Origin of the sequence: Pseudoalteromonas sp. A22, assembly GCF_018141345.1 — a bacterium.
Classification (GTDB): domain Bacteria; phylum Pseudomonadota; class Gammaproteobacteria; order Enterobacterales; family Alteromonadaceae; genus Pseudoalteromonas; species Pseudoalteromonas maricaloris.
Genome location: NZ_CP047238.1, coordinates 698,143 through 721,698 on the forward strand (window position 1 = coordinate 698,143; position 23,556 = coordinate 721,698).

The 23,556-nt window shown below is 42.7% G+C and carries 19 protein-coding genes; 15 read left to right on the forward strand and 4 right to left on the reverse strand.

Going from position 1 to position 23,556, the window contains the following annotated elements:
• Window positions 1-243: 243 nt before the first annotated feature.
• The gene (locus GSF04_RS07895) at window positions 244-1,860 is read left to right on the forward strand and encodes a hypothetical protein (RefSeq protein WP_211859208.1); all 1,617 of its coding nucleotides are present in this window, start codon (window positions 244-246) and stop codon (window positions 1,858-1,860) included.
• A 609-nt stretch (window positions 1,861-2,469) separates the two neighbouring features.
• Window positions 2,470-3,147 carry a hypothetical protein gene (locus tag GSF04_RS07900; protein WP_211859209.1) on the forward strand — a complete coding sequence of 226 codons (678 nt, stop codon included), beginning with the start codon at window positions 2,470-2,472 and terminating at the stop codon, window positions 3,145-3,147.
• Window positions 3,148-3,157: 10 nt separating this feature from the next.
• Here the strand turns inward: GSF04_RS07900 and GSF04_RS07905 are convergent, their stop codons facing one another.
• Window positions 3,158-3,448, reverse strand: a complete 291-nt coding sequence (locus GSF04_RS07905; RefSeq protein ID WP_017217090.1) for a ribbon-helix-helix domain-containing protein — start codon at window positions 3,446-3,448, stop codon at window positions 3,158-3,160.
• Window positions 3,449-3,469: 21 nt separating this feature from the next.
• On the opposite strand from GSF04_RS07905, the gene GSF04_RS07910 reads away from it, so the two are divergent.
• A complete protein-coding gene (locus GSF04_RS07910; protein ID WP_211859210.1) occupies window positions 3,470-3,865 on the forward strand; it encodes a VOC family protein in 396 nt (131 codons plus the stop codon).
• A gap of 349 nt (window positions 3,866-4,214) precedes the next feature.
• Window positions 4,215-4,661, forward strand: coding sequence for a transposase (locus GSF04_RS07915; RefSeq protein ID WP_211859211.1), 447 nt, complete (start codon window positions 4,215-4,217; stop codon window positions 4,659-4,661).
• 975 nt (window positions 4,662-5,636) lie between these two features.
• On the opposite strand, the gene galU is transcribed toward GSF04_RS07915, so the two are convergent.
• Together galU and GSF04_RS07925 are read right to left on the reverse strand one after the other, a co-directional pair.
• A complete protein-coding gene (gene galU, locus GSF04_RS07920) occupies window positions 5,637-6,533 on the reverse strand; it encodes a UTP--glucose-1-phosphate uridylyltransferase GalU (protein ID WP_211859212.1) in 897 nt (298 codons plus the stop codon).
• A 601-nt stretch (window positions 6,534-7,134) separates the two neighbouring features.
• The gene (locus tag GSF04_RS07925; protein WP_349251738.1) at window positions 7,135-9,633 is read right to left on the reverse strand and encodes a S8 family serine peptidase; all 2,499 of its coding nucleotides are present in this window, start codon (window positions 9,631-9,633) and stop codon (window positions 7,135-7,137) included.
• Window positions 9,634-10,260: 627 nt separating this feature from the next.
• On the opposite strand from GSF04_RS07925, the gene GSF04_RS07930 reads away from it, so the two are divergent.
• The 9 genes from GSF04_RS07930 (at window position 10,261) to GSF04_RS07970 (ending at window position 18,190) form a co-directional block, all read left to right on the forward strand.
• On the forward strand, window positions 10,261-11,784 hold the full coding sequence (locus tag GSF04_RS07930) for a curlin (RefSeq protein ID WP_211859214.1): 1,524 nt from the start codon (window positions 10,261-10,263) through the stop codon (window positions 11,782-11,784).
• Between the two features lie 116 nt (window positions 11,785-11,900).
• Window positions 11,901-12,290 carry a CsgE family curli-type amyloid fiber assembly protein gene (locus GSF04_RS07935; RefSeq protein WP_010368511.1) on the forward strand — a complete coding sequence of 130 codons (390 nt, stop codon included), beginning with the start codon at window positions 11,901-11,903 and terminating at the stop codon, window positions 12,288-12,290.
• Between the two features lies 1 nt (window position 12,291).
• Window positions 12,292-12,741 carry a curli assembly protein CsgF gene (locus GSF04_RS07940; protein WP_010368509.1) on the forward strand — a complete coding sequence of 150 codons (450 nt, stop codon included), beginning with the start codon at window positions 12,292-12,294 and terminating at the stop codon, window positions 12,739-12,741.
• On the forward strand, window positions 12,742-13,515 hold the full coding sequence (locus tag GSF04_RS07945) for a CsgG/HfaB family protein (RefSeq protein WP_211859215.1): 774 nt from the start codon (window positions 12,742-12,744) through the stop codon (window positions 13,513-13,515).
• A 245-nt stretch (window positions 13,516-13,760) separates the two neighbouring features.
• Complete coding sequence (mpl, locus tag GSF04_RS07950) at window positions 13,761-15,104, forward strand: UDP-N-acetylmuramate:L-alanyl-gamma-D-glutamyl-meso-diaminopimelate ligase (RefSeq protein ID WP_211859216.1); 1,344 nt, start codon at window positions 13,761-13,763, stop codon at window positions 15,102-15,104.
• A gap of 5 nt (window positions 15,105-15,109) precedes the next feature.
• The gene (locus GSF04_RS07955; protein ID WP_039494285.1) at window positions 15,110-15,733 is read left to right on the forward strand and encodes a flavin prenyltransferase UbiX; all 624 of its coding nucleotides are present in this window, start codon (window positions 15,110-15,112) and stop codon (window positions 15,731-15,733) included.
• 6 nt (window positions 15,734-15,739) lie between these two features.
• Window positions 15,740-16,660, forward strand: a complete 921-nt coding sequence (locus GSF04_RS07960; RefSeq protein ID WP_010605732.1) for an ABC transporter ATP-binding protein — start codon at window positions 15,740-15,742, stop codon at window positions 16,658-16,660.
• A 2-nt stretch (window positions 16,661-16,662) separates the two neighbouring features.
• Complete coding sequence (locus tag GSF04_RS07965; protein WP_010605731.1) at window positions 16,663-17,430, forward strand: ABC transporter permease; 768 nt, start codon at window positions 16,663-16,665, stop codon at window positions 17,428-17,430.
• Between the two features lie 94 nt (window positions 17,431-17,524).
• The gene (locus GSF04_RS07970; protein ID WP_211859217.1) at window positions 17,525-18,190 is read left to right on the forward strand and encodes an SAM-dependent methyltransferase; all 666 of its coding nucleotides are present in this window, start codon (window positions 17,525-17,527) and stop codon (window positions 18,188-18,190) included.
• A 43-nt stretch (window positions 18,191-18,233) separates the two neighbouring features.
• Here the strand turns inward: GSF04_RS07970 and GSF04_RS07975 are convergent, their stop codons facing one another.
• Window positions 18,234-20,156, reverse strand: a complete 1,923-nt coding sequence (locus GSF04_RS07975; protein ID WP_069020869.1) for an EAL domain-containing protein — start codon at window positions 20,154-20,156, stop codon at window positions 18,234-18,236.
• A gap of 468 nt (window positions 20,157-20,624) precedes the next feature.
• Here GSF04_RS07975 and panP point away from each other — a divergent pair, with 468 nt between their 5' ends.
• Together panP and GSF04_RS07985 are read left to right on the forward strand one after the other, a co-directional pair.
• Window positions 20,625-22,253 carry a pyridoxal-dependent aspartate 1-decarboxylase PanP gene (gene panP / locus GSF04_RS07980; RefSeq protein ID WP_211859218.1) on the forward strand — a complete coding sequence of 543 codons (1,629 nt, stop codon included), beginning with the start codon at window positions 20,625-20,627 and terminating at the stop codon, window positions 22,251-22,253.
• A 210-nt stretch (window positions 22,254-22,463) separates the two neighbouring features.
• Window positions 22,464-23,507, forward strand: coding sequence for a sensor domain-containing diguanylate cyclase (locus GSF04_RS07985; RefSeq protein ID WP_211859219.1), 1,044 nt, complete (start codon window positions 22,464-22,466; stop codon window positions 23,505-23,507).
• Window positions 23,508-23,556 lie beyond the last annotated feature (49 nt).

Consider the following 23,556-nt stretch of genomic DNA (forward strand, 5'->3'; position numbering starts at 1 on the left):
TGTTGTGCGACCTTGTATTTAAAATATGTTAGTAGTCGTTACGATAACTTAAGGCTATGAAGTAAAAGCACTTGTTATCTTGGCAACTCTCGCCAATCACGAACTAACTCGCACACCTCAGTGTAAAAATATTTTAATTACTAGCTGGACAATCTTTGAACTTTCTCTATATTTAAGTTTCGATGTAATAAAACGCGCGTTAGTGCCGCTTGGCACTTTCAAAAAAGGGAACAAGGACCAATCATGATTTCGAACAAAAAATCTTTACTCGCTTTATCTGTAGCTTCAGCTTTAGCACTTTCGGGCTGTTTTAGCGATGACGATAACAATGTGGTAATCACTCCGCCACCTGAGCCGACAGATCCGGTAGTTGTTGCACCAGAAACGCCTGCAGCTTTAGCATTTGCTGTAAGTGGTAACGTAGTTGATGTTGATACTGTTGATATCGTTGCGCCGGCGACAATTACCTTTTTTGAAGATGGAGAACCAACCTCAAATTTGGTTAACGTTAATGGCGACGCAATCACTCAGATCACAACAGAAGATGGTAGCTACACTTTTACTGTAAAAGAAGGTGCGAATGTTGGGGTTGTAACTGCCGTAGTAGCTGCTGATGGCTATTTTTCAAAAAGCTTTGACATCGACTTAAGCAACGAAAACTCTGAAGCAACGCTAGAAGCAGAATTGGCACTTGTGTCAAAAGGCGGTGACGAAGTTGTTGAAGCAAGCGTTTCTGAAAGTGTGACTAACGCAACAACAGCTTCTCCTGTTACAGCTGCGGCTGCAAAAGGTAAAGCAGGTTCTGATGTAACGGTTCCTGCAGGCGTGCAACTAAGAGATGCAAGTGGTAATGCCGTTACAGGTACTTCTGTATCATTAACTGTTGGCTCTGCGGATCCTACGTCTAGCAAGATTTCAGCTGTTTTGCCAGCTGGGTTGAGTGCTGGTAGTACAACTAGCATTAAAAAGCCAGTTGGTGTAAGTAACATCGTTATGCAAGATAACAATGGAACTAAGATCAAACAATTTAGCCAAGAGATCGATGTTTCTGTTTCACTTCCTGTCGCAACCTTAGCACCATCTGGTGATAGAACCATTCAAACGGGAGACCAGTTTGATGTTTCTTCAAATAACGAAGATACTGGTAAATGGCAGTCAGAAACGAATAAAGCAACTGTTGGAGCGTTGAATGCTGAAGGCACGGCTTACAAAGCATCTTTTAAAACCGATCACCTTACGTTTTTTACACTGTCTCGCTCAGTTCCAATCTGTACGCAAGGTATTACTGTTAATGTGACTGGCGATACAGTGCCGAGTTCAGGTCTATATGTGAGTATGACCTCTGCTGATGCGAGCGTATCAAGTTATTTACGTGGCGGTAGTACGTCAAAAACAGTTGTTTCAGCTAGCACTTCAGCGCGTTATGGTATTAGCTCAACAGCAACAGCACGTGTAGTTATCCGTGATGCTGCAGGTAACGTGTGGGGGAATGCTTCATCAACAAATGCTGAAGTTCAGGTATGTAATGGCCCAGTTGCGATCACGCTAGCAAATCCAATTCAAACCACTGTTAATGAAAATGTAACTGTTAGAGCTGTGTGTTCTAACGATACAACGGTAACAGAAGTTATCCCAGGTGCGATTGTTAAGTATAGATCAAGTACGACTAAGCCATTCCGCACAGCAGCGAACAATGGTGACGGTACTTTTGCATTGTCAGCACTAAACGGTGATGTTGCGTCATATGCCGTTAGTGTAGATCCTCGAATTTCAGCACCATTTACAACGTCTATTACGCCAGATGGAACAGATGAAACTATCGATGTTTCAGTAGCTTGTGACACTGTAACGGGTAGTTAAGTACAGAATGATTAGTCCAATCAGTTAAGCCGCGGAGACGCGGCTTTTTTCTTGCCTAAATTTTAAATATTTTTATTCATAAAATCATACTCCCAGAATTAACCTTTTTTTCGTAGCAGCGACTTTAGGTCGCGACTCTTTTTATGTCTTTATGTCGCGACTCTTTTTATGAGTTTATGTCGAGATTCTTTCTGTAGGCTTATGTCATGGCCCTTTTTATTGTGAAGATCCTGTCGCCGTTATTGGTTTTCTATCGCGGGATAAACCCGCTGCTACAAGTTTGGCGTAGCAGCGACTTTATGTCGCGACTGTTTTTATGAGTTTATGTCAGGATTTTTCTATGAGTCTATGTCACGGTCCTTTTTTATTGTGAAGATCCTGTCGCCATTATTGGTTTTCTATCGCGGGATAAACCCGCTGCTACGAGTTTGGCGTAGCAGCGACTTTAGGTCGCGATTCTTTCTATAATTTTATGTAAAGGTGACGCTATGGCGCTCCTGACGACGGACAAGCCTGGGTCTAGGCGGGAAGGTGACTATCAAACTTCCGAAAAAGACTAAAAACCGTTAAACTTAAGATCTTTAGTATACTCAATACGTTGACTACAGTATGAAATCTCATTTAGGCCGCAGAGCATTTTCCACTATGGAGCTTCATACCTTGTTTAACGGTTATATCTACTCAGATGAAAAGCTAAAGCGTGAACAGCCTAAACATTGGCATTTTTGGCTACCTTTACTGAGTTATTACACCGGTGCGTATAGTGATGAAATTGGCTCACTTACACATAATGATGTTTACTACGAAGACCACGTTCATGTATTTCACTTTAACACCCATGGTAAAATTCAACCGCGAGTGGTGCCTATTCATCCCGCATTATGGCAAGCAGGTTTGGAGCAATATCTAGCATTGGTAAAACAACAAGGATATCGACGTCTTATGTTTGATTTACCCGCAAAAACAGGTCGTTATAGCGAGAAAGTTAGAATATGGTTTTCTGGAGAGGGGGAAAGACAAGGGTATCTACAAAAATGTGGTTTACCCAATGTTGATCAGCAAGGAATGAAAACGGCGATCAGCAGTTTACGACTAAACTTCGAGCAACAGATCAGAATATCAGCTATTCAGCTTGGCACTAAAGATAGCTTTCAGTATCTGTTGGGCTTAAAGCACGACGGATATGAAGTTAGACGTCCACCGTTTCATGTGCTTAAACAGGTGATTTCTCCTATCCGAGTCATTAACCCCAATATCACATGGCAACGCTTTTTGGAGCGGCACTAAAACGTAGTACTCAGTTACTACCACTTCTTACGTCAAGCGCATTATTATTTGCAAGATAAGTTAAGCAAGTAACACGCAGCATAGACGCCAAGTTTTTGATCTCACCATGACGTTCAATCACTTCTTGGTAAAGTAAAGAAATAAACTCGGCAAGACCCAGATCTTCCCGTTGAGCTATGGTTTCTAATACTTGCCATATTTCATTTTCTAACGCGAGGCTAGTAACAGCTCCTTGAATACGAATAGAACGTTTGGCTACTTCGTAACGATGAGGCTCAGTTGATGCGTAGAGTTCACACATATAAATTCCGTAGGTAAAGTAATGGCAAAAATGATCCACTCAATGATCAGAGTGAAAGACGCTGATCGCTCAATCAAATTTTATCATGATGTATTTGCGTTGGCAGTGAAACGACGCATCGACTTTAATGATTTTTCTCTTATCTACCTTGGCAACGATGAAACTTCGTTTGAACTGGAACTAACTTGGAATCATGACACCACTGTAGATTATACAATCGGTAATGGCTATGGGCATTTGGCTTTCGCCACGGATAGCTTGCAGGCTGTCTACAACAAGGCTCAAAAGAATAGTTATTGCCCTAAAGAAATCAAAAATTTTTATAATCAAAATGTATTAATAGCAAGATTCTTTTTTATTAAAGATCCTGATGGTTATGATATTGAAGTAATTGAAAAAAGTGATGTGTATCGGTAGTAATGGGTTTATCCCGCGACCAAGGTTGGTAATCGATATAAAATCGTTAAAGATGCCGCGACGTGAAGGCGTGAAACAATCGCGACGTAAAGTCGCTGCTACGAATGTGAATAAATCTGTAGTAACGGGTTTACCCCGCGACTAGGATAGATGTTACGACATAAAATCATTAAAGGTGCCGCGATGTGAAAGTGTGAAACAGTCGCGACGTAAAGTCGCTGCTACGAATGTACGCAAACTTGTATCTGGGGGGATCCCGCGGCCAAAGTTGATTCCAATATACTTTTCAAGTTTGCTCTCTTTCAAATCTGCTCTATTCTTTAAGTATGCAGGGTTATAAGGATATAACATGTACAAAAGTCAAAACTTGAGGAATAAGCGGGTCTCACTCGTAAATCATTTCTATGCAATTACCTTAACGTGCAAAGATAGAAAATCGTACTTTAACTCCTTTCCGATTTGTGCCGAGGCCGCTAAGACGATCATGGCTTGTGAGCTGGGGCAGCTTTTTAAAGTCATAGCTTTCGTATTAATGCCGGATCATCTTCACTTAATCATTCAATTAAATGGTTCTTTAAAGTTACCAGATTCTATTCGAGCGATAAAAGGTCGCATAGCAACCAGTTTACGTTCTTTCGGAGTATTTGGCTTATGGCAAAAAGGTTATTATGAACATTTAATTCGAAGTGAAGACGACTTAAAAGAACAAGTAAGGTATATAATTCAGAATCCAATTAGGGCTAAGCTTGTTACGCGGGTTGGTGAATATCCATATTGGTTTTGTATTTGGGTGTGATTTATTAAGGTGATTACAGTTAAACAATCACGACCCAAAGTAAAAAGGTCGCGACCTAAAGTCGCTGCTACGAATGTACACAAACCTGTAGCATCGGGTTTACCCCGCGACTAGGATTGATGTGCGACATAAAATCGTTAAAGATGCCGCGATGTGAAGGCGTGAAACAGTAGCGACCTAAAGTCGCTGCTACGAATGTACACAAATCTGTAGCAGCGGGTTTACCCCGCGACTAGGATTGATGTGCGACATAAAATCGTTAAAGGTGCCGCAACGTAAAGGCGTAAAAGCAATCGCGACCTAAAGTCGCTGCTACGAATGTACACAAATCTGTAGCAGCGGGTTTACCCCGCGACTAGGATTGATGTGCGACATAAAATCGTTAAAGGTGTCACGACGTCAAGGCGTAAAAGCAATCGCGACTTAAAGTCGCTGCTACGTATGTACAAAAACCTGTAGCAGCGGGTTTATCCCGCGACCAAGGTTGGCAATTTCGACATAAAATCGTTAAAGGATTTGCGACGTCAAGGCGTGAAACAGTAGCGACCTAAAGTCGCTGCTACGAATGTACACAAATCTGTAGCAGCGGGTTTACCCCGCGACTAGGATTGATGTGCGACATAAAATCGTTAAAGGTGCCGCAACGTAAAGGCGTAAAAGCAATCGCGACCTAAAGTCGCTGCTACGAATGTACACAAATCTGTAGCAGCGGGTTTACCCCGCGACTAGGATTGATGTGCGACATAAAATCGTTAAAGGTGTCACGACGTCAAGGCGTAAAAGCAATCGCGACTTAAAGTCGCTGCTACGTATGTACACAAATCTGTAGCAGCGGGTTTACCCCGCGACTAGGATTGATGTGCGACATAAAATCGTTAAAGGTGTCACGACGTCAAGGCGTAAAAGCAATCGCGACTTAAAGTCGCTGCTACGTATGTACAAAAACCTGTAGCAGCGGGTTTATCCCGCGACAAATTAAGAAGCTAGGCTTAATTGATGAAAGCGTTTCAAAAATTGCGAAAACTCTTCACCTAATTGCTCATCACGAATAGCATATTCAACGATGGCTTTAAGGTAACCAAGCTTGTCGCCACAATCGTGCGAACGACCGCTCATATGAAAAGCCTCAACGGTTTCCTGTTCCATCAGCATATCGATAGCATCGGTTAGCTGGATTTCTCCACCAGCACCGATTGGCGTTTTTCTTAGTAGTGGCCAAATATTTTTAGAAAGCACATAGCGACCAACAACTGCTAGATTAGAAGGAGCTTCTTCTATGGCTGGCTTTTCTACCATATGCTTTATTGCACTACTTTCACCTGGACGTAGCGGCACACCGTTGATATCAGCAATACCATACTTGCAGACATCCTGCTGTGGTACAGGCTCTAACATAATTTGGCTAGCTTTCGTTTGGTTGAAACGAGATAGCATTGCAGCTAAATTTTCATTTCCCTGATCGGCTGTGTATTCATCCAAAATGACATCGGGCAGTACAACAACAAAATCATTATCCCCAACAATAGGTTGTGCGCACAAAACTGCATGTCCAAGACCTTTGGCTTCACCCTGACGAACATGCATAATCGTAACATCTTCAGGGCAAATCGAGCGTACTTCTTGTAAAAGTTTACGCTTAACACGTTTTTCGAGCGTTGCTTCCAATTCAAAGCTGGTATCAAAATGGTTTTCAATTGCATTTTTTGATGAATGAGTCACTAATACAATTTCTTTAATACCCGCAGCAACACATTCTTTGACAATATATTGAATCAGTGGCTTATCTACCAAAGGCAACATTTCTTTAGGAATGGCTTTGGTCATTGGGAGCATGCGAGTACCAAGGCCCGCGACAGGAATAACTGCTTTCATAAAAAGTCCATATTTTGACTGGTTTCCAATTTTCACCCTGCATTGTAGCGCTTCATACAAAAGTTGCAAACCAGATTAAGTTGCAATTTCTTCAATAGTATTTAGGACTATACTCTAATACTTCATTTTATGCCGTTGCTTCGCTTTTTCGCTATTTTGGAGCTCTTTGTTCAAGCTATTAGGCGAATAAAAACATCATGCACGACGAGAGCTGAATGAGCACTGATTTTAGAGATTACAGCTTTGATCTTTCTACGCTTTTCCATATTTCAATTGAGAGTTACTGTACATAAGAAGCCAAACTGATTTCATCTTACACATTAGTGGCTCTATCTAGTGAAACACAAAATTAGGCTTAATTTTTTATTAAGTTCGACTTTACGGCAGGAATGTGGGTTGAATGTGAAGGCGTAGCGTAGTGATCTCATTAAAGCGATGTTAGCTTGTATTACAACTGTTTTTTATCGCAATCTGTACTTATAGGGTTAAATATCATATCTATTTTATTCGGTTATTTTAGGCCGTACGTTAAATTTAAATTGGATAGTCGTAATAAAAAAGCCCCTTTCGGGGCTTAAATTAACGTTTAGATATGGAATAATTAAAAGTTAACTGTGATTTCGTTTGAGCAGATTTCACCAGATTGACACACTTTATATGTGTAGCTGGTGGCTTCTAAATCACGTGAGAAGTCTCTGAATTTACCAGTGTTTGCAACCGTTTCAAGTACTTGACCATCACGGTAAATCGTTACTTCATCAGCACTGCTGCCTTGCCATGAAAGCTCTACGCGGATAAAGCCTAAGCGAGACTTATTAGCGCGAACCAGTGATAGCTCAACCTCATCAGTGCTAACCGCAACAGACTGAGTGGTTGTGTGGCTGTTGCCTTCACTATCAGTCACCGATAGAGAAACGCTGTACTCACCAGATGCTGCAAATTCATGAATTGGGTTTGCGTCAGTACTGATGCTGCCATCACCAAAGTCCCATGCCCAGCTAACGATATCATCATTCGGATCGCGGCTTTCATCAGTGAATGTCACGGCAAGACCTGAAGCAACAAAGCTAAAGCCCGCAACAGGAGGTTGAGGTGATGCTTCGCCTAGACCTGTTAGGTTTAGAGTCCAACTGTTCAATGTACCAGTATCGATACCTGCATTATCTGAGACAGACAATGTCCAATCACCTGTTGCAACTTCGCCATTAAATGCCGCAGAGTTAAAGGTTTGGTTAATGTCATCTGCACTGCCACCTTGACGGTTATGCAATGTTGCCACGGTTCCAGCAGGAGAAGTAAGCGTAACAATTAAGTCGCCGATGTAGGTGTGTGTAATATCCACTAAGGTATTGCTATCAAATACGGTAACGGTGTCAGCCACAGTGATCACAGAAGTAATACCTGAAGCATCGTTATCTGGAATGTCTACTGCGGTAGTATTTTCATAACTGAAATCGCTTAACCCTTGAGGTAATACATACAGTCCTACTTGCTCATGATCCGCAAGCTCGCCAGATGTTGCGTTTAGCGTGAAGCTATACTCACCCCACTGAGTTGAGGCTACAGTTGGTACAGAAAGTGTTACTGTATCGCCTGGCATTGCGGTAGTCGCAGACAGCGTTGCACCTGCAATTGGTGAAGTAACAGACAAATCAATAGTACCCTGCCAGTCAGCGACTGAAGCAAAAGTAAATTCGTATGTTGCAGTATCGCCCGCTGTGATTTCTTGATTAGCTGGACGAGCTGATACTCTAAAGCCTGGCTCTGGATCTGCATCAATTACAGCTTGATTCACATTTAAGCGCTTACCAGACACAGTTTTATCTGTAAGATCTGCATTAACATCACCACTTTGCATTAGTAGGTTTTTAAGCTCAATAGCAGTGAGTGTCGGGTTGATAGAAAGTACTAGGGCCGCTGCACCTGCAACGTGAGGCGTCGCCATCGAAGTACCTGAGTAGCTTGAGTAACCACCACCCGGAACGGTAGATAAAATTGCGCTACCTGGCGCACCCATGTCTACAGACGTTAGACCCCATTGTGAAAATGAAGACATCGCGTCAGTGTGGGTTGTACTAGCAATAGAGAATACGCTGTCGTGCTCATAGCTTGAAGGATAGTGAGGGTTTACATCGTTATCTACCGCACTGTTACCGGCTGCTGCCACAAATAAGATGTCCGCATTTTCACTTGCAGTGATCGCATCAGAGAGTGCTTGGCTAAAGCCGCCGCCGCCCCAACTGTTATTAGTAACGCGAACGTTGTGACCGGCATTTTTAAGCGCTACGATATAGTCAATACATTCAATCGCATCTGAAGTTGAGCCTGAGCCTGATGCATCTAGGAATTTACAGCCCACGATTGAGACCTCATGGTTCACACCAGCAACGCCCGTTGCGTCGTTGCCTGAGGCACCGATAGTACCTGAAACGTGTGTACCGTGACCTTGGTCGTCCATCGGGTCGCCGCTACCTGTGATTGCGTTAATACCGTGAACGTCATCAATATAGCCATTATCATCATTATCAATGCCATCTCCAGCGATCTCTCCTGGATTGCGCCATGCATTTGCCGCGAGATCTGGGTGAGTATAATCAATACCCGTATCGATCACACCGACGATAACATCACGTGAACCAATAGTGATATCCCATGCTTCAGGGGCATCAATATCGGCATCAGCGGTACCACCAGTTTGACCTGTGTTATGCATACCCCAAAGCTCATCAAAGCGACTATCGTCAGGAATTCCAAGTGCTTTTACTTGATAGTCAGGTTCGACATATTCAATGGCCGGGTGGTTAGCTAGTTTTTCAATTGCTTGCTTTGCTGTGATGCTATCTAGTTTAAAGTTTGCTAGGCGACCTTTTAAAACATGGCGATATTTGTCGTCTACGCCATCAGCGTTCAAATCCGCCATCTTGGCTTTTACAAGGTTTCTTGCATTGGCACGAAGTGCAGCAGAAGTGTTTTCTTTAAACACAACTAAGATGCTGTCATCTGCGGTTGCTGTTGTAGTTTCGATTTGAACAGCTGCTTGAGAAGTGAAAGCAAGTACAGGAAGCAAAGCCAAAGACAATGCAGAAAGTTTAGATCTCATATTAATAACCTTTTTAATTTCAAGCGTATCCATCAATACACAATTTTTGAGTTGGTAGTTTTTCTGGTAGTGGCTGTGGTCTTTTTGGCAACGTCTTAAAACCTAGACCCAGATATTGAGCAGTGCAATGTAAAAAAAGAGTTAACCAATAAAATCAGTTTTTTTTACTGATTTTTAATTTTTGGAATAGATTATTTGGTTCTTTTTTATGGGGTGGGTGGATATGGGGACGATTGAACTTTAGTCATACTTTTTTTGTACCTCCATATTTTATTCGTAATTTTGTGTGAGTTTATCCTTGTACTTTATTGAAAATAATGAAGTATTTTTTTCATAAAATCTTCTTATTTATCTTCAGTTGTTCCCATCTTAGAGTTAAAGGTGACAAGACGTAATAAAATATATTATTTCAACATATGAATTTGCTGACTTTGATATAGATTATGTTTTTCACTAAAAATGTAACACTCTGGTAACTGGCACAGGTGGGAGCGACTCAGGAGTAATGAGTCATAACAGGACGTTAGTTAAGTGAAAAGTTGCAGTTGGCTGAGTTCGGCAACAACTCAATGCCTGCACCGATCACTTAATTGAAAAATAATATAATAAATCTCTAAGGAGAACAGTGTGAAGTTTTCAAAATCAATCGTAAGTTGCGCTATCGCGCTTGCGCTAACACATTCAGTTACAGCACATGCTGAGGCAAAATCAGATAATAAACCACTTTCAACTTCTGCACTTTCACAAGTGGAGCGTGCAAGTGGAACAAGTAACGAACTCAAACTTTCACAAACGTCAGGTAGCCAAGGTGGCAACGAGCTAGCTTCGGTGCAACTGGGTACTTCTAACCTGACAGATGTGACTACGATTGGCGACAACAATATTACTGAGGCCGATCAGAATGGTACTGGTAACGTCGCTATTATTACGACCACCGGAAATAACAATAACCAAGTATATAGCCAAGATGGTGAATCTAACGGCGCATTAACTGAGGTTACTGGTGATGATAACGCGATTGACATTCAGCAATCAGGTAGCGGGATCCTTGGGATTAACAACGAAGCCATCAATGTGATTAATGGCGATCAAAATACTATTACAGTATCTCAAGGTTCTGGCGGCCAATGGTTCTACAACCTAAATATGCAAGGTAGCCAAAACGAAGTTACAGCGACACAAACAGGGACGTGGAACGAAGCGACACTTGAGTCAGTACAAGGTGACATGAACCAAATCACCTTAGATCAAGATGGTGTGTACAACCAATATAAAGTAGTTAGTCTACAAGGTAATGAAAACGAAATTGAATCGAGCCAAAGCGGCAACTTCAATGTTATCTCTGTAGAGACTGTGATTGGTGATGACAACCAAGTTGAGATCGAGCAATCGGAAGGTGATAGCAATACGGTTAACGTATTTGAAATTACTGGAGATAATAACGAGCTTAATATCGATCAGGAAGGTTCAACTAACACTTTCGCGTCAGATTTATTAGTTGGTAACGACAATGAAGTGATGACTGAACAACGTGGCGACGAGAACAAAGTCCAAGCAGACGTGATTGGTGATAATAACGAATTTACTGCGATGCAAATCGGTAATGGTAACGAGATGTATCTTGGTGTTGCTGGCGAGAACAATGAATTCTCAGCAACTCAAGTAGGTGATGCGAACATCGCACACATTGCGAACTTCAACGGTAGTGATAATGATGTAGATGTTACCCAAACGGGTGATGAAAACGAGGCGGTGGTGCAGTCATCTTATCCAGACGTTAGCCTGGCAAGTAATGATAACGCTGTTGATATTTCTCAAAGTGGTACGGGCAATGGTGTTGTTGTGACAATGAGCAGCGTATTTGATAGTAGCTCAAACCAAGTAGATATTGCGCAGTCTGGCGAGTTCAACGCGATTGATCTGATGCTCGAAGGTAGTCGCAATATGCTAGACATCACACAAAATGGTAGTAACAACTTTGTGATGGGTATGGGTTCTGAGGCATTCATCATCAATGGCGATGATAATGCATTTACAGTAAGCCAAATTGGTGACGGCAACTTAGTCCAAGGTGGAATTACAGGTAGTGGTCAAAACATTACCGTAACTCAGGTTGGTGACAACAACGTTGCGACTATCACTCAGCAATAACTAAGTAATTTAGATAGGGGGCAAAACCAGCCCCCATATTTTGTACTATTCAGCTAACCAAAACATCAATGTGAATCTCGTCAGCAAAGACATTCTACGCCGTGAGTAAACAAATAATGATAAGAATAATAACACTCTTGAGCGCTATGCTCGTTTCTACATTTTCACTGAGTGCACAAGAAGATGTAGAAATTGATGGTTTAGTGATGGATCAGAGTATTAGCCGATTTGGTCACCAGTTTTACTTTCAATTTTCACAGCTGTGGAGAGATGTTCCTAACACCTCTGGAATTAATATCACGGTTAAAGAAACGGTTTTGCCAAGAGCAGGCACTCGGTTAGAAGTATTAATGAACAGTCGCGCAGTGTACGCAACAGCAATGGGAAGAAGGGGCGGCTCCGTTGATGAACGAGTTGAAACTGCTATTTTCACCATTATGGATGCGATGGCGAGAGAACAATATCAACAGAATGGCTCTGAAGATCTAGCTGCGAGCGGGTGGTAAAATGACAACAATAAAAACAACAATCATGTTCGCTGGTTTAATACTACTTGGTAGTGCTCATGTGACAGCGACTGAGCTTGTATATAAGCCAATTAACCCTGCATTTGGTGGTAATCCGTTAAATGCCAATATGTTACTGAGTAAAGCACAATCTCAAAATAAACATAGAGCACCAATCATAGAAAAAACCTATGACGAAAAGTTTCAAGAATCACTCGAGCGTACGTATCTTAACCGTTTGGTAAGAGAAATCACGGATGTTGCGTTTGGTGAAGATATTCAAGACAGTATCTTTAACCAAGACGCGACATTTATGAGTGGTGACTATCAAATTCAAGTGATCACCAGTACACCCGACACCATCACGGTTAGGATCACGAATACAGCATCGGGTGAAGAAACCATTCTAGAGGTCCCCAGATTTGCCTCATCTGCTGGTGGAGGATATTAAATGCTCCGCGTAATTTTATTGGTATTTTTATTACTGCTTGGCGGTTGTTCTAGTATGTCCCGCGTGTTGCCTCCCTCGCAAAGTATAGCAATTGAGTTGACCGACACCGAAACCTTTGCAGAACTAAAAAATTTACCTACACCTAAAGGGCGAATTCCTGTCTCTGTTTATTCATTTCGCGACCAAACAGGGCAATACAAACCACAAGATAATGTCAGTTCATTTTCAACAGCGGTGACTCAAGGCGCTAACTCTATTTTAATGCAGGCATTACACGAAACGGATTGGTTTATTCCGGTAGAACGTGAAGGACTGCAAAACTTGCTGACTGAGCGCAAAATTATTCGTGCAGCAAGTGATGATAATGACACAAACGCTTTGCCACCTTTAATGACTGCAAAGATCATTTTAGAAGGCGGGATCATCAGCTATGACTCTAATATCCGTACAGGTGGTTTGGGGATGGAGTATTTTGGCATAGGTGCATCTGAGCTTTACCGTGAGGATGTTATCTCCATTTATATGCGCGCAGTTGATGTTCGTACCGGGCAAGTGTTGCTCTCCGTCGCGAGTAGCAAAAAGGTGCTATCCATGGAGGTTCGGGCAGGGTTTTTCCGCTATGTAAGTTATAAACGTTTGGCTGAAGCCGAAGCGGGTTTTAGCGATAATGAGCCAATGCACATTTGTGTAACCCAAGCGATAGAAAAAGCGCTGACTTTGATGGTACAACAAGGCATTGAAAAAGGCGTGTGGTCGGCCGCTACCGTATCGTAGGTCGCGCTTTAGCGCGACAAACCTTTACCACAACGCTTCCTTTTATACGGCACGCACCACCAACCGTAGGTCGTGCTTTAGCGCGACACATCTTTAAGCACGACACAACCTTGAGCACGTGCTCATACTAGCCACTTTAAAATAAAGAATAATACTGGTGCATGAGATTCAACAATAAAGTCATCCACCAATAAGCTGAGTATGTTAATCTAATTGGCAATGAAATAATAAAGAACGCTAACATCATGCACGTACATATTTTAGGGATTTGCGGTACCTTTATGGGCGGGATCGCAGCCATCGCTCAATCATTGGGGCACAAAGTCACAGGTTCAGATCTCAATGTTTACCCGCCGATGAGTACACAACTTGAATCACTCGGTATTGAATTAACTCAAGGGTACGATCCTAAGCAACTCATCGATGTTGAGCCTGATGTGGTGATCATCGGCAATGCCATGAGCCGTGGTAATCCGTGCGTTGAATATGTTTTAGAAAAAGGTATGCGTTATACCTCGGGCCCTGAATGGTTAAAAGACCATGTTTTACGCCAGTCATGGGTGTTAGCTGTGGCCGGTACGCATGGCAAAACGACCACTGCAAGTATGTTAGCGTGGTTACTCGAATACGCAGGATTACGCCCAGGTTTTTTGATCGGTGGCATTGTGCAAAACTTTGGTGTGTCGGCGCGCACGTCAGATACGCCATTCTTTGTTATCGAAGCCGACGAATACGATACGGCGTTTTTCGATAAACGCAGTAAGTTTGTCCATTACTTACCTCGCACGTTAATACTCAACAATCTTGAATATGATCACGCTGATATTTTTCCAGATTTAAATGCCATTCAAACCCAGTTTCATCATTTAATTCGCACGCTACCCAGCCAAGGTAAAGCCGTATATCCAGCGGATGATACTGCGCTACAAAACGTCATTGAACGTGGTTTTTGGAGCGAGCAGGAATCCCTTGGTAAAGAATGGTCGTATAACCTGCTCAAGGCTGACGGCTCTCGCTTTACGGTATTATTTGAGGGCGAAGAAAAAGGCGAAGTAAATTGGCAGGCGATTGGTGTGCATAATGTCAAAAATGCCATGATGGCGATTGCAGCGGCAAGGCATGTGGGCATTCCAATCGAGGTAAGTATCGAAGCGCTAGGGCAATTTATTTCTCCCAAACGCCGTATGGAAATTAAAGGGGAGGTCAATGGCGTCACTGTCTATGATGACTTCGCGCATCACCCCACCGCAATAGCAACGACCCTAGCAGGGCTTAGAGCCAAAGTTGGAGATGCACCTATCATTGCTATTTTAGAGCCTCGCTCAAATACGATGAAACTTGGCATTCATCAGGAAACCTTATTGAAATCCCTTGATGTGGCAGATGAAGTGTATCTATTCGAACCAGATGGCCTATCTTGGTCTCTTAAAGCACAAGCCGAAGCCGCGGGTCGTCAGTGTTTTGCAAGCGTAGATGAGATTGTCACACAGGTTGTGACAAATCAAGCACCAAACCAACATGTACTGATCATGAGTAATGGTGGTTTTGGTGGCATCCACGACAAACTTTTAACTGCATTGAAAAAGTAATCACTATGTCAGAACAAACATTTAATGGGCCAATTACGCTGGCCTTTAGTGGTGCGTCGGGCGCCCCCTACGGACTGAGATTACTCGAGGTATTGGTGTCGTTAAACTATCAAGTTTACGTGCTAATCTCGAGCGCAGCCAGAGTGGTGCTGGATACTGAGTCCAATCTAAAACTCTCTGGTAATGAACAAAAAGCAACGGAGCAACTAGAGGCACTTTTCTGTGCTAAAGATAAGCAAATTCAGGTATTTGGTAAAGATAACTGGTTTAGCCCTGTAGCATCTGGCTCGGCGGCACCCAAGCAGATGGTGGTGTGTCCGTGTAGCGCGGGAAGCGTGTCAGCTATTGCACTTGGGGCATCTGATAATTTGCTTGAGCGTGCGGCAGATGTGGTGATCAAAGAGCGTGGTCAATTAATATTAGTGCCGCGCGAGACACCCTTTAGTCCAATTCATCTTGAAAACATGCTCAAGCTGAGCCGCTTGGGGGTGACTATCATGCCGGCAGCGCCTGGTTTTTATCATCAGCCACAAAGTATCGACGATTTGGTCGACTTTATGGTGGCCCGTATTTTAGATCATCTACACATCGAGCATACCTTAGCTAAGCGCTGGGGTTATGGAGAATAATAAAATATGACAATAGCACTGAATATCAAAGGGTTAAAGAAAGTTTATAGTAACGGCGTCGAAGCGGTTAAAGGCATTGATCTCGAAGTTCAAGAAGGGGACTTCTTCGCATTGCTTGGTCCAAACGGAGCGGGTAAATCTACCACGATAGGGGTTATTGCCTCACTCGTAAATAAAACCCAAGGCAGTGTAGAAGTTTTTGGCCATAGTATTGATACTCATTTGGAAGACGCTAAATCGAACTTAGGTTTAGTACCACAGGAGTTCAATTTTAGCCAATTCGAGACGCTAAACCAAATTCTAGTGACTCAGGCGGGCTATTATGGTGTGCCAAGAGACGTTGCCCATCAGCGAGCCGAGAAGTATCTCAAGCAGCTTGGACTATTTGATAAAAAAGACAAGCAAGCTCGCACGTTATCCGGCGGTATGAAACGGCGCTTGATGATTGCAAGAGCATTGATGCATGAGCCTAAGCTTCTTATATTGGATGAACCTACGGCTGGTGTGGACATTGAACTACGCCGTTCTATGTGGGATTTTTTGCGTGAAATTAACAAGCAAGGCGTAACGATTATACTCACAACACATTACTTAGAAGAGGCAGAGCTGTTGTGCCGTAATATTGCGATTATTGATAAAGGTACGATTGTTGAGCACACGACCATCAAGGCATTACTCGCAAAGTTAGACAAAGAAACGTTTGTACTTGATCTTAAGCCACCCATGCAGCCTGTGGCACTCGATGGTTACCAATTTACCACCGTCGATGACCATACTATTGAGGTAGAAGTAGCTAAGTCGCAAGGGCTCAATGGGGTATTCACACAACTCACAGAGCAAGGTAATCAAGTATTAAGTATGCGTAACAAAGCTAACCGTTTGGAAGAGTTGTTTGTTGGCTTACTAGAGCAGGGGAGAGGGGCATAATTGTGTTGAAATATGGCGTCGCGTTAAAAAGTATTTGGATAAAAGAGTGTATTCGGTTTTTACGTATTTGGGTGCAAACCTTAGTACCGCCAGCGATCACCATGACACTTTATTTTGTGATATTTGGCAGTTTAATCGGCTCGCGCATTGGTGATATGGGTGGCTTTAGCTACATGGAGTTTATTGTACCTGGCTTAATCATGATGTCGGTGATCACCAACTCCTACTCTAATGTAGCCTCGAGTTTTTATTCCACCAAGTTTCAAAAGAGTATTGAAGAACTACTCGTTGCACCTGTGCCTAACTATATTATTGTACTTGGCTATATGGGCGGTGGTATGGCGCGAGGCATGCTGGTTGGGCTTATTGTTACTATCGTCAGTCTGTTTTTTGTGGATATTCAAATTCACAACCTAGCGGTTATCGTTATTACGGTTATTTTAACGTCAGCCGTGTTTGCATTAGGTGGTTTGATCAATGCGGTGTTTGCCAACAGTTTCGACGATATTAGTATTATTCCGACTTTTGTGCTGACACCTCTGACTTATCTAGGTGGCGTATTTTACTCAATCACATTACTACCAGAGTTTTGGCAGGGTGTGTCGCAGGTAAATCCAATCATTTATATGGTAAATGCCTTCCGTTTTGGCTTTTTAGGTGTTTCGGACGTTGATATTGGCGTCGCCTTTACGGTATTAGGTGTATTTATATGTGGTCTATTTTGGTTGTCACTGCACTTAATTAAACGCGGTGTTGGACTAAGACACTAATCGCAGGATAAAGAATGAGCGCTGCCATCAATTGCAGCGCTCTTGCGTTATTTCAGGTAAAATCCTTACCATTCCTCCTTAATAATGACTGGTTATGACAGAAGCAAACTCTCGTAGTATTACCACTAATCAACAAGGGCTACACGAAAAGCTCGATGAAATCGTTACTAAGCATCTAACCGCTGAGTTTAAAAAACCCATTGCGGCACATACACAAAGTGCTTTCGATGAGGTTAATGCACGAGTACAGGCCTTTAATGGACCGATTATTTTGGACTCATGTTGTGGTGTTGGTGAAAGTACTGCAAATTTGGCGAAGCGACACCCTGATGCGTTGGTAATTGGCATCGACAAGTCTGCACATCGACTAGATAAACACGATGTTGAATATAAACAAACAGAGCAAGGCCAATATATTTTGGTGCAAGCCGATCTCAATGACTTTTGGCGATTAGCGCTGGAAGCCAATTGGCAGCCAACTCACCATTATTTGCTGTATCCTAATCCGTGGCCGAAAGCTAAACATATTCAAAGACGCTGGCATGGTAGCGCGGTGTTTCCCTTTATCGTCAAGCTAGGCGGTAAGTTGGAGCTGCGCAGTAATTGGGATATCTATGTAAAAGAGTTTGCCAGAGCTTTGACGCTTAGCGGTGTTGATGTTGAAGTGGAAGCCTACGAAAGTGATGAGGCCATTACGCCCTTTGAGCGTAAGTATTGGGCAAGTGGTCAATCTAGTACCCGCTTAGTCGTAACGCTTTGATCTAACCCATTACAGATCTACACTTCAAATTGATAAAAGCGGCTTAAAGATGGCCGCTTGCTTTTCCTATCCAACTCCCTTCTAATCTTGCAACGCCTGCAGCTTCCAATTGTTTTGCCTGTTTGCTGGTCGCAACACAGGGTACAATCAAGTCGATCCGCTTGGCATTGCAATGACTTGCAAGATATTCAATGGAGCTCAGCAGCATCTCATCTTCATCCAAGTTTTCACAAATACTGGCTTCTAAACAAATGGCATCCAGTGGGAGTTTTAAGATCCGGTTGATGGTAAGAAAGCCGCTATTCACACCCGTTACCGCAACATTTGCACCTTTTGCTTTTAACGACTGCATCATTAAGCTCATATCGCTAAAGTTTTTGAGCACATCTGTTTCATTAAACTCAAATGTGATGAGCTGTGGCTGCGGGTAACGGCGCAGGATCTGGCTGATATATTCAAAATATTCCGCATCCGCGATTTCACTATGGCTTAGTTGCATACTCCAAGCATGGTTTGATTTACGAAAACGGGTGACGCATAACTCAAGTAGCTTCATGCTAATTTGAGCGCGGAGTTTTGGTTGCTTCATCACTGGGTAAAAATGTTCGGCGTCGATGATAGCGCCGCGCTCGTTAAGGACGCGTGCTGTGCAATGGTACTGAATGTCAGCATGATCATGACAAGCTTTACGCGGCGTAAAGAAAGGAATGATGCGGTCTGATTCACACGCGCTTTGCAGTAAACGGGTGAGGTGGAGATTTTTTGATTGTTGTTGAGGATTCAGTTGCAGCTGAGAATCAAAATAACACACTTGGGTATTTTGCTGTTGAGCCTGACGTAGCGCGAGAAAGGCATTTTCAAGTAACAGCGCACAATTGCCTTTAGCAACACCCGCACACAAATTAACGTATAAATGCGGCGCGTCGTATATGGGTTTTGCACAAGGGAATGACTCTGTTAAGTTCGCCAAATAATGCTCACCGTTTTCGATACTGGTAACTAGCGCAATTTTAGAGGTAGTAAGGCGATAAACCTCAAATGGATGGGTAAACTCGCTAAAGTAACTCATGACTTTTGCCATAACGTTATCGCCAACTTCCGTGCCATAGAAGCTAATGATATCCTCAAGCTCTTTAACCCACACCACGCTTAAGCATAGGTGTTGCGATTTAGAATATTTAAGTGCTTGCTCAAGAGCTATTCGGTTGCCAAATCCGGTGCGACTATCCGTTGTTAAAGTCTTCTTGTAGTACATAAAGTACAAGCTCACGACAACCAAAAACATCACAAAGAAGAAGCTAGCGTCAATGGCGGCATCCATTACACTTTCTTGTAACCGACTTTCTAAATCGTGAATGGTTAAATCCGCACCTGCAATATAAGTAGTGCCATCGGGTAGCACAAAAGGAATAAACACACTTTTAAAGTGACCCCATTTGTCTTTGGCTATTTCAAATACAGGTTCGGTAGAATGAAAGGCGCTTTTTAGGGTAATTGAGGCCTCGGAATAAACGTCTTGATAACGTGTAAGTCGGTTGAGTTTAAGATCTTCTCGGGTGTAACTGGACGCGGTAAAGTGCACGTAAGGTGGCTTAAGCACCATGGTATAGACGTATTCAACATTTAGAGCACGGGCAAGCTCGGTGAGGGCATGACTTTTTTGCTTAAATTCTGCAGGGGTTATTTGCTCTGGTGACTCGTGATATTTTTTACCTACAATGACGTTGGCGCTGGTGGCAGCATTGATTAACTGGGCGTCGATCCTTGCCATGATATCGCGGCGCGTATCATAATAGTTGGCGATAACATAAATCGATAGGGCAGCTAAAAAGATAAAAGAGGCTAAAACGAGCCAAGCAACTGGGAGTCGGGAAGTGTAACCTGTGAGCCCTAAAAACTGAGTTGCTTTTGCTGTAGGCTGCCTAGATTTAGCTTTGAGTGGTTGAGCGATACTCCGAGTATTCATGATAATCCTTTATCCACAATATCGTTATCTAACAACGATAAAATGCCTAACTGGCGTAAGCGTGGTGGCTGCTTTGTTACATAATATAAACAATACAACATAAATTGACGTCTTGAGAAGAAATAAAGCAAAAAACTTTTTCTCCAATGATCAATAAAATGCATTGTTGCGGGCAAATCGGCAATATACCGTTTTGCTGGGTTTATGTCCCCATTTTATACCTTATTTTTGACGAGAATGTAAAATAGAAACGTCAAGATACTGGTGGATTTTTCACTGAACTTTCGTTGGGTTTTCATAAAATTGTCAATGTTTCATGAATTTTAACTAGACAATAGAAGACAATTCCCTTTCTTTACAGTAAAGTTAGCCATTTCATGTATCACAATCTCTTGTGCAATTTGTATTTACTCAATTTCTAAAATGGGTAGATAGGCTACTGCACCGTTTGATGTTTAGGTAGTATTGATGGGTCCAAAGCGTTGCGCCGTTGCGTCTGAAGAAAGCTTAATGCGTATATTTACCGTGCCTGAGGCGCCTGATTCAACTTTAAGCAGAATCGAGCAAGAAATCTCGAGCAATTTGGCTGGCTTTTTAAATGAGAATATTGCGGCAATCGAAAAGCCACTGCACGAAGTTGAAAAAGACTTTCAGTCGGCAGTGATCCCCGAAGTGCCGATGTTTGTCTCAGACTATGCGCAAGATATCATGGAGCAATTAGTTGCTCACTCGGTACATACCGCAGCCCCAAGCTTTATTGGCCATATGACTTCAGCTTTACCGCATTTCGTGTTGCCTCTGTCGAAGCTGATGGTGGGACTCAATCAAAACCTAGTCAAAATTGAAACGTCAAAAGCCTTTACTCCACTTGAACGTCAAGTGTTGGGAATGATGCATCATTTGGTTTACGGTAGCGATGATGCTTTCTACGATAAGTGGATGCACAGCGCAAAAACGTCTCTTGGTGCTTTTTGTTCTGGTGGCACAATTGCTAATATAACCGCGCTTTGGATAGCAAGAAACCGCTTATTAAAAGCGGATGGTGAATTTAAAGGTATTGGTGCATCAGGTATTGTGGCCGCGATGCTACATTATGGCTACCGAGGCTTAGCGGTATTGGTTTCTGAAAGAGGCCATTATTCGCTAGGTAAGGCCGCTGATGTGTTAGGTATTGGCCGCGATAACTTCATTTCAATCAAAACAGCTGGCAACAATAAGGTTGATGTTGATGCCATGCGAACTAAAGCTCATGAGCTTGAAGCGCAAGGGATTAAAGTACTGGCTTTAGTTGGTGTTGCAGGGACAACCGAAACGGGTAATATTGACCCGTTAGAAGAGATGGCTGACTTAGCCGAAGAGCTGAATTGTCACTTTCATGTCGACGCCGCTTGGGGTGGAGCAACACTACTATCGAATAACAATCGTCACCTTCTTAAAGGGGTGGAGCGAGCAGATTCAATAACCATAGATGCGCACAAACAAATGTATGTGCCTATGGGGGCGGGTATGGTGCTATTTAAAGACCCTGCAGCATCTGATGCAATTGAACATCACGCCGAATACATCTTACGGAAAGGCTCAAAAGATCTGGGTAGTCATACTTTAGAGGGGAGTCGTCCTGGTATGGCGATGTTAGTGCACGCATGCCTGCGTGTCATTGGTCGTCAAGGCTATGAGATGCTCATTGATAAAGGGATCGAAAAGGCGCGGTATTTTGCTGAACTCATTAAACAAACCCCTGATTTTGAGCTGATCTCTGAACCTGAGCTATGTTTGCTGACTTATCGCTATGTGCCTGAGCAAATAAAAGCGGCAATTGCACAAGCGGATGAACAAGAAAAGATAGAGATTTATGCCGCACTCAACCGTTTTACTGCAAGCATGCAAAAGCGTCAGCGTGAAGCGGGCCGCTCTTTTGTTTCTCGAACACGCTTAACGCCAGAGCAATATGACCGCCAACCTACTGTGGTATTCCGAGTGGTTTTAGCCAATCCACTGACATCAGAGTCTTTGCTTAAAGAAATCATGGACGAGCAACGACAATTGGCAATGTCAGATCCGGTATTTAAAAAATACCTCGCAAAATATATTAAATAATCAACGAATAAAGTGGCCTCGTGCCACTTTAATAATCTCAGGCTTATTACCTTTTAGCATTACCTCCTTTACGGATTGCTCTACTTATATTCTTATTTCTTACATAATCGTGTGAAAATATTCCTAAACATAGGTTAATTCTAGTATTTAAGACTATGCTTAAAAATTATGGCGCGTTATGCTAGCAGAAAAGAATAAAATCTTCGTATTATGTTGAAGAACTTTAGCAATGTCACTCAGAGGCTTAGGCGGCTCAGTTCGCAGGAGCTTGATGTATCGGGAACATTTCAAAGCTTCCTGATTGATTTACTAGATGAAGGTAAGCTTACCTTAGACGTCACTCGGGTTTCCGTTTGGTTGTTTGACGATCTTGACAAACCCTCTGAACTTATCAATGTTGCTAATACAGATTGGCAGGATGATGAGTTACCTGTGCAATTGCCTGCTTTAACGTATGAAAACTTTCCCGCTTATTTTTCAGCAATCAACAGTGGTCAATCGATAGATGCGAACGACGCTGCTGCCGATCCCAGAACCTCTGAATTTCAAGAGTGTTATTTAACTCCAAACCACATAGTAACCATGTTAGATACGGTGATCTTTAAAAATGGTATTCCTCACGGAGTGGTGTGCTGTGAGGGGAATAATGGCGTACGTACGTGGCACAAAGATGAAATCGCGTTTGCAGAGATGATTGCAGACTGCTGCAGTCGCCGATTACTGGTTAAAGAGTTATGGCAGTTACAGTTACAACTCACTGATATGGCGTTTAAAGATCCACTCACTGGATTGAGTAATCGACGTTTTTTAATGGATAACGCAAAACGTGAGATCAGTCGTCATGCACGCTTTGATCATCCATTTAGTATGATGATGCTAGACATAGATCACTTTAAAAAAATCAACGATAATCACGGCCATGAAATCGGTGATTTAGTGTTAAAAAGCTTTGCTGAGATCTGTGTAAATACCTTAAGGTTAGAAGACTGTATGTGTCGCTTAGGGGGGGAAGAGTTTATTGTGCTGTTACCTAACACACCGGTAAATTCAGCGATGGTGATCGCCGAGCGCCTGCGACAAGAAATAGAGCAATCGGTTATCTCTACACCATCAGGGGAGATCACCATTACATCAAGCTTTGGGGTCGCATCAGTCAATACCAATTTGCCTTTTGGTCATTCGTTAAAAGCCGTTGATCACGCGGTGTATCAAGCCAAAGCCGCTGGCCGCAACTGCGTGATCCCCGCGCAATAAAGGTGGCCTTGAATACACCAACCACAAGCGCAGCCAATTTGCTATTGCA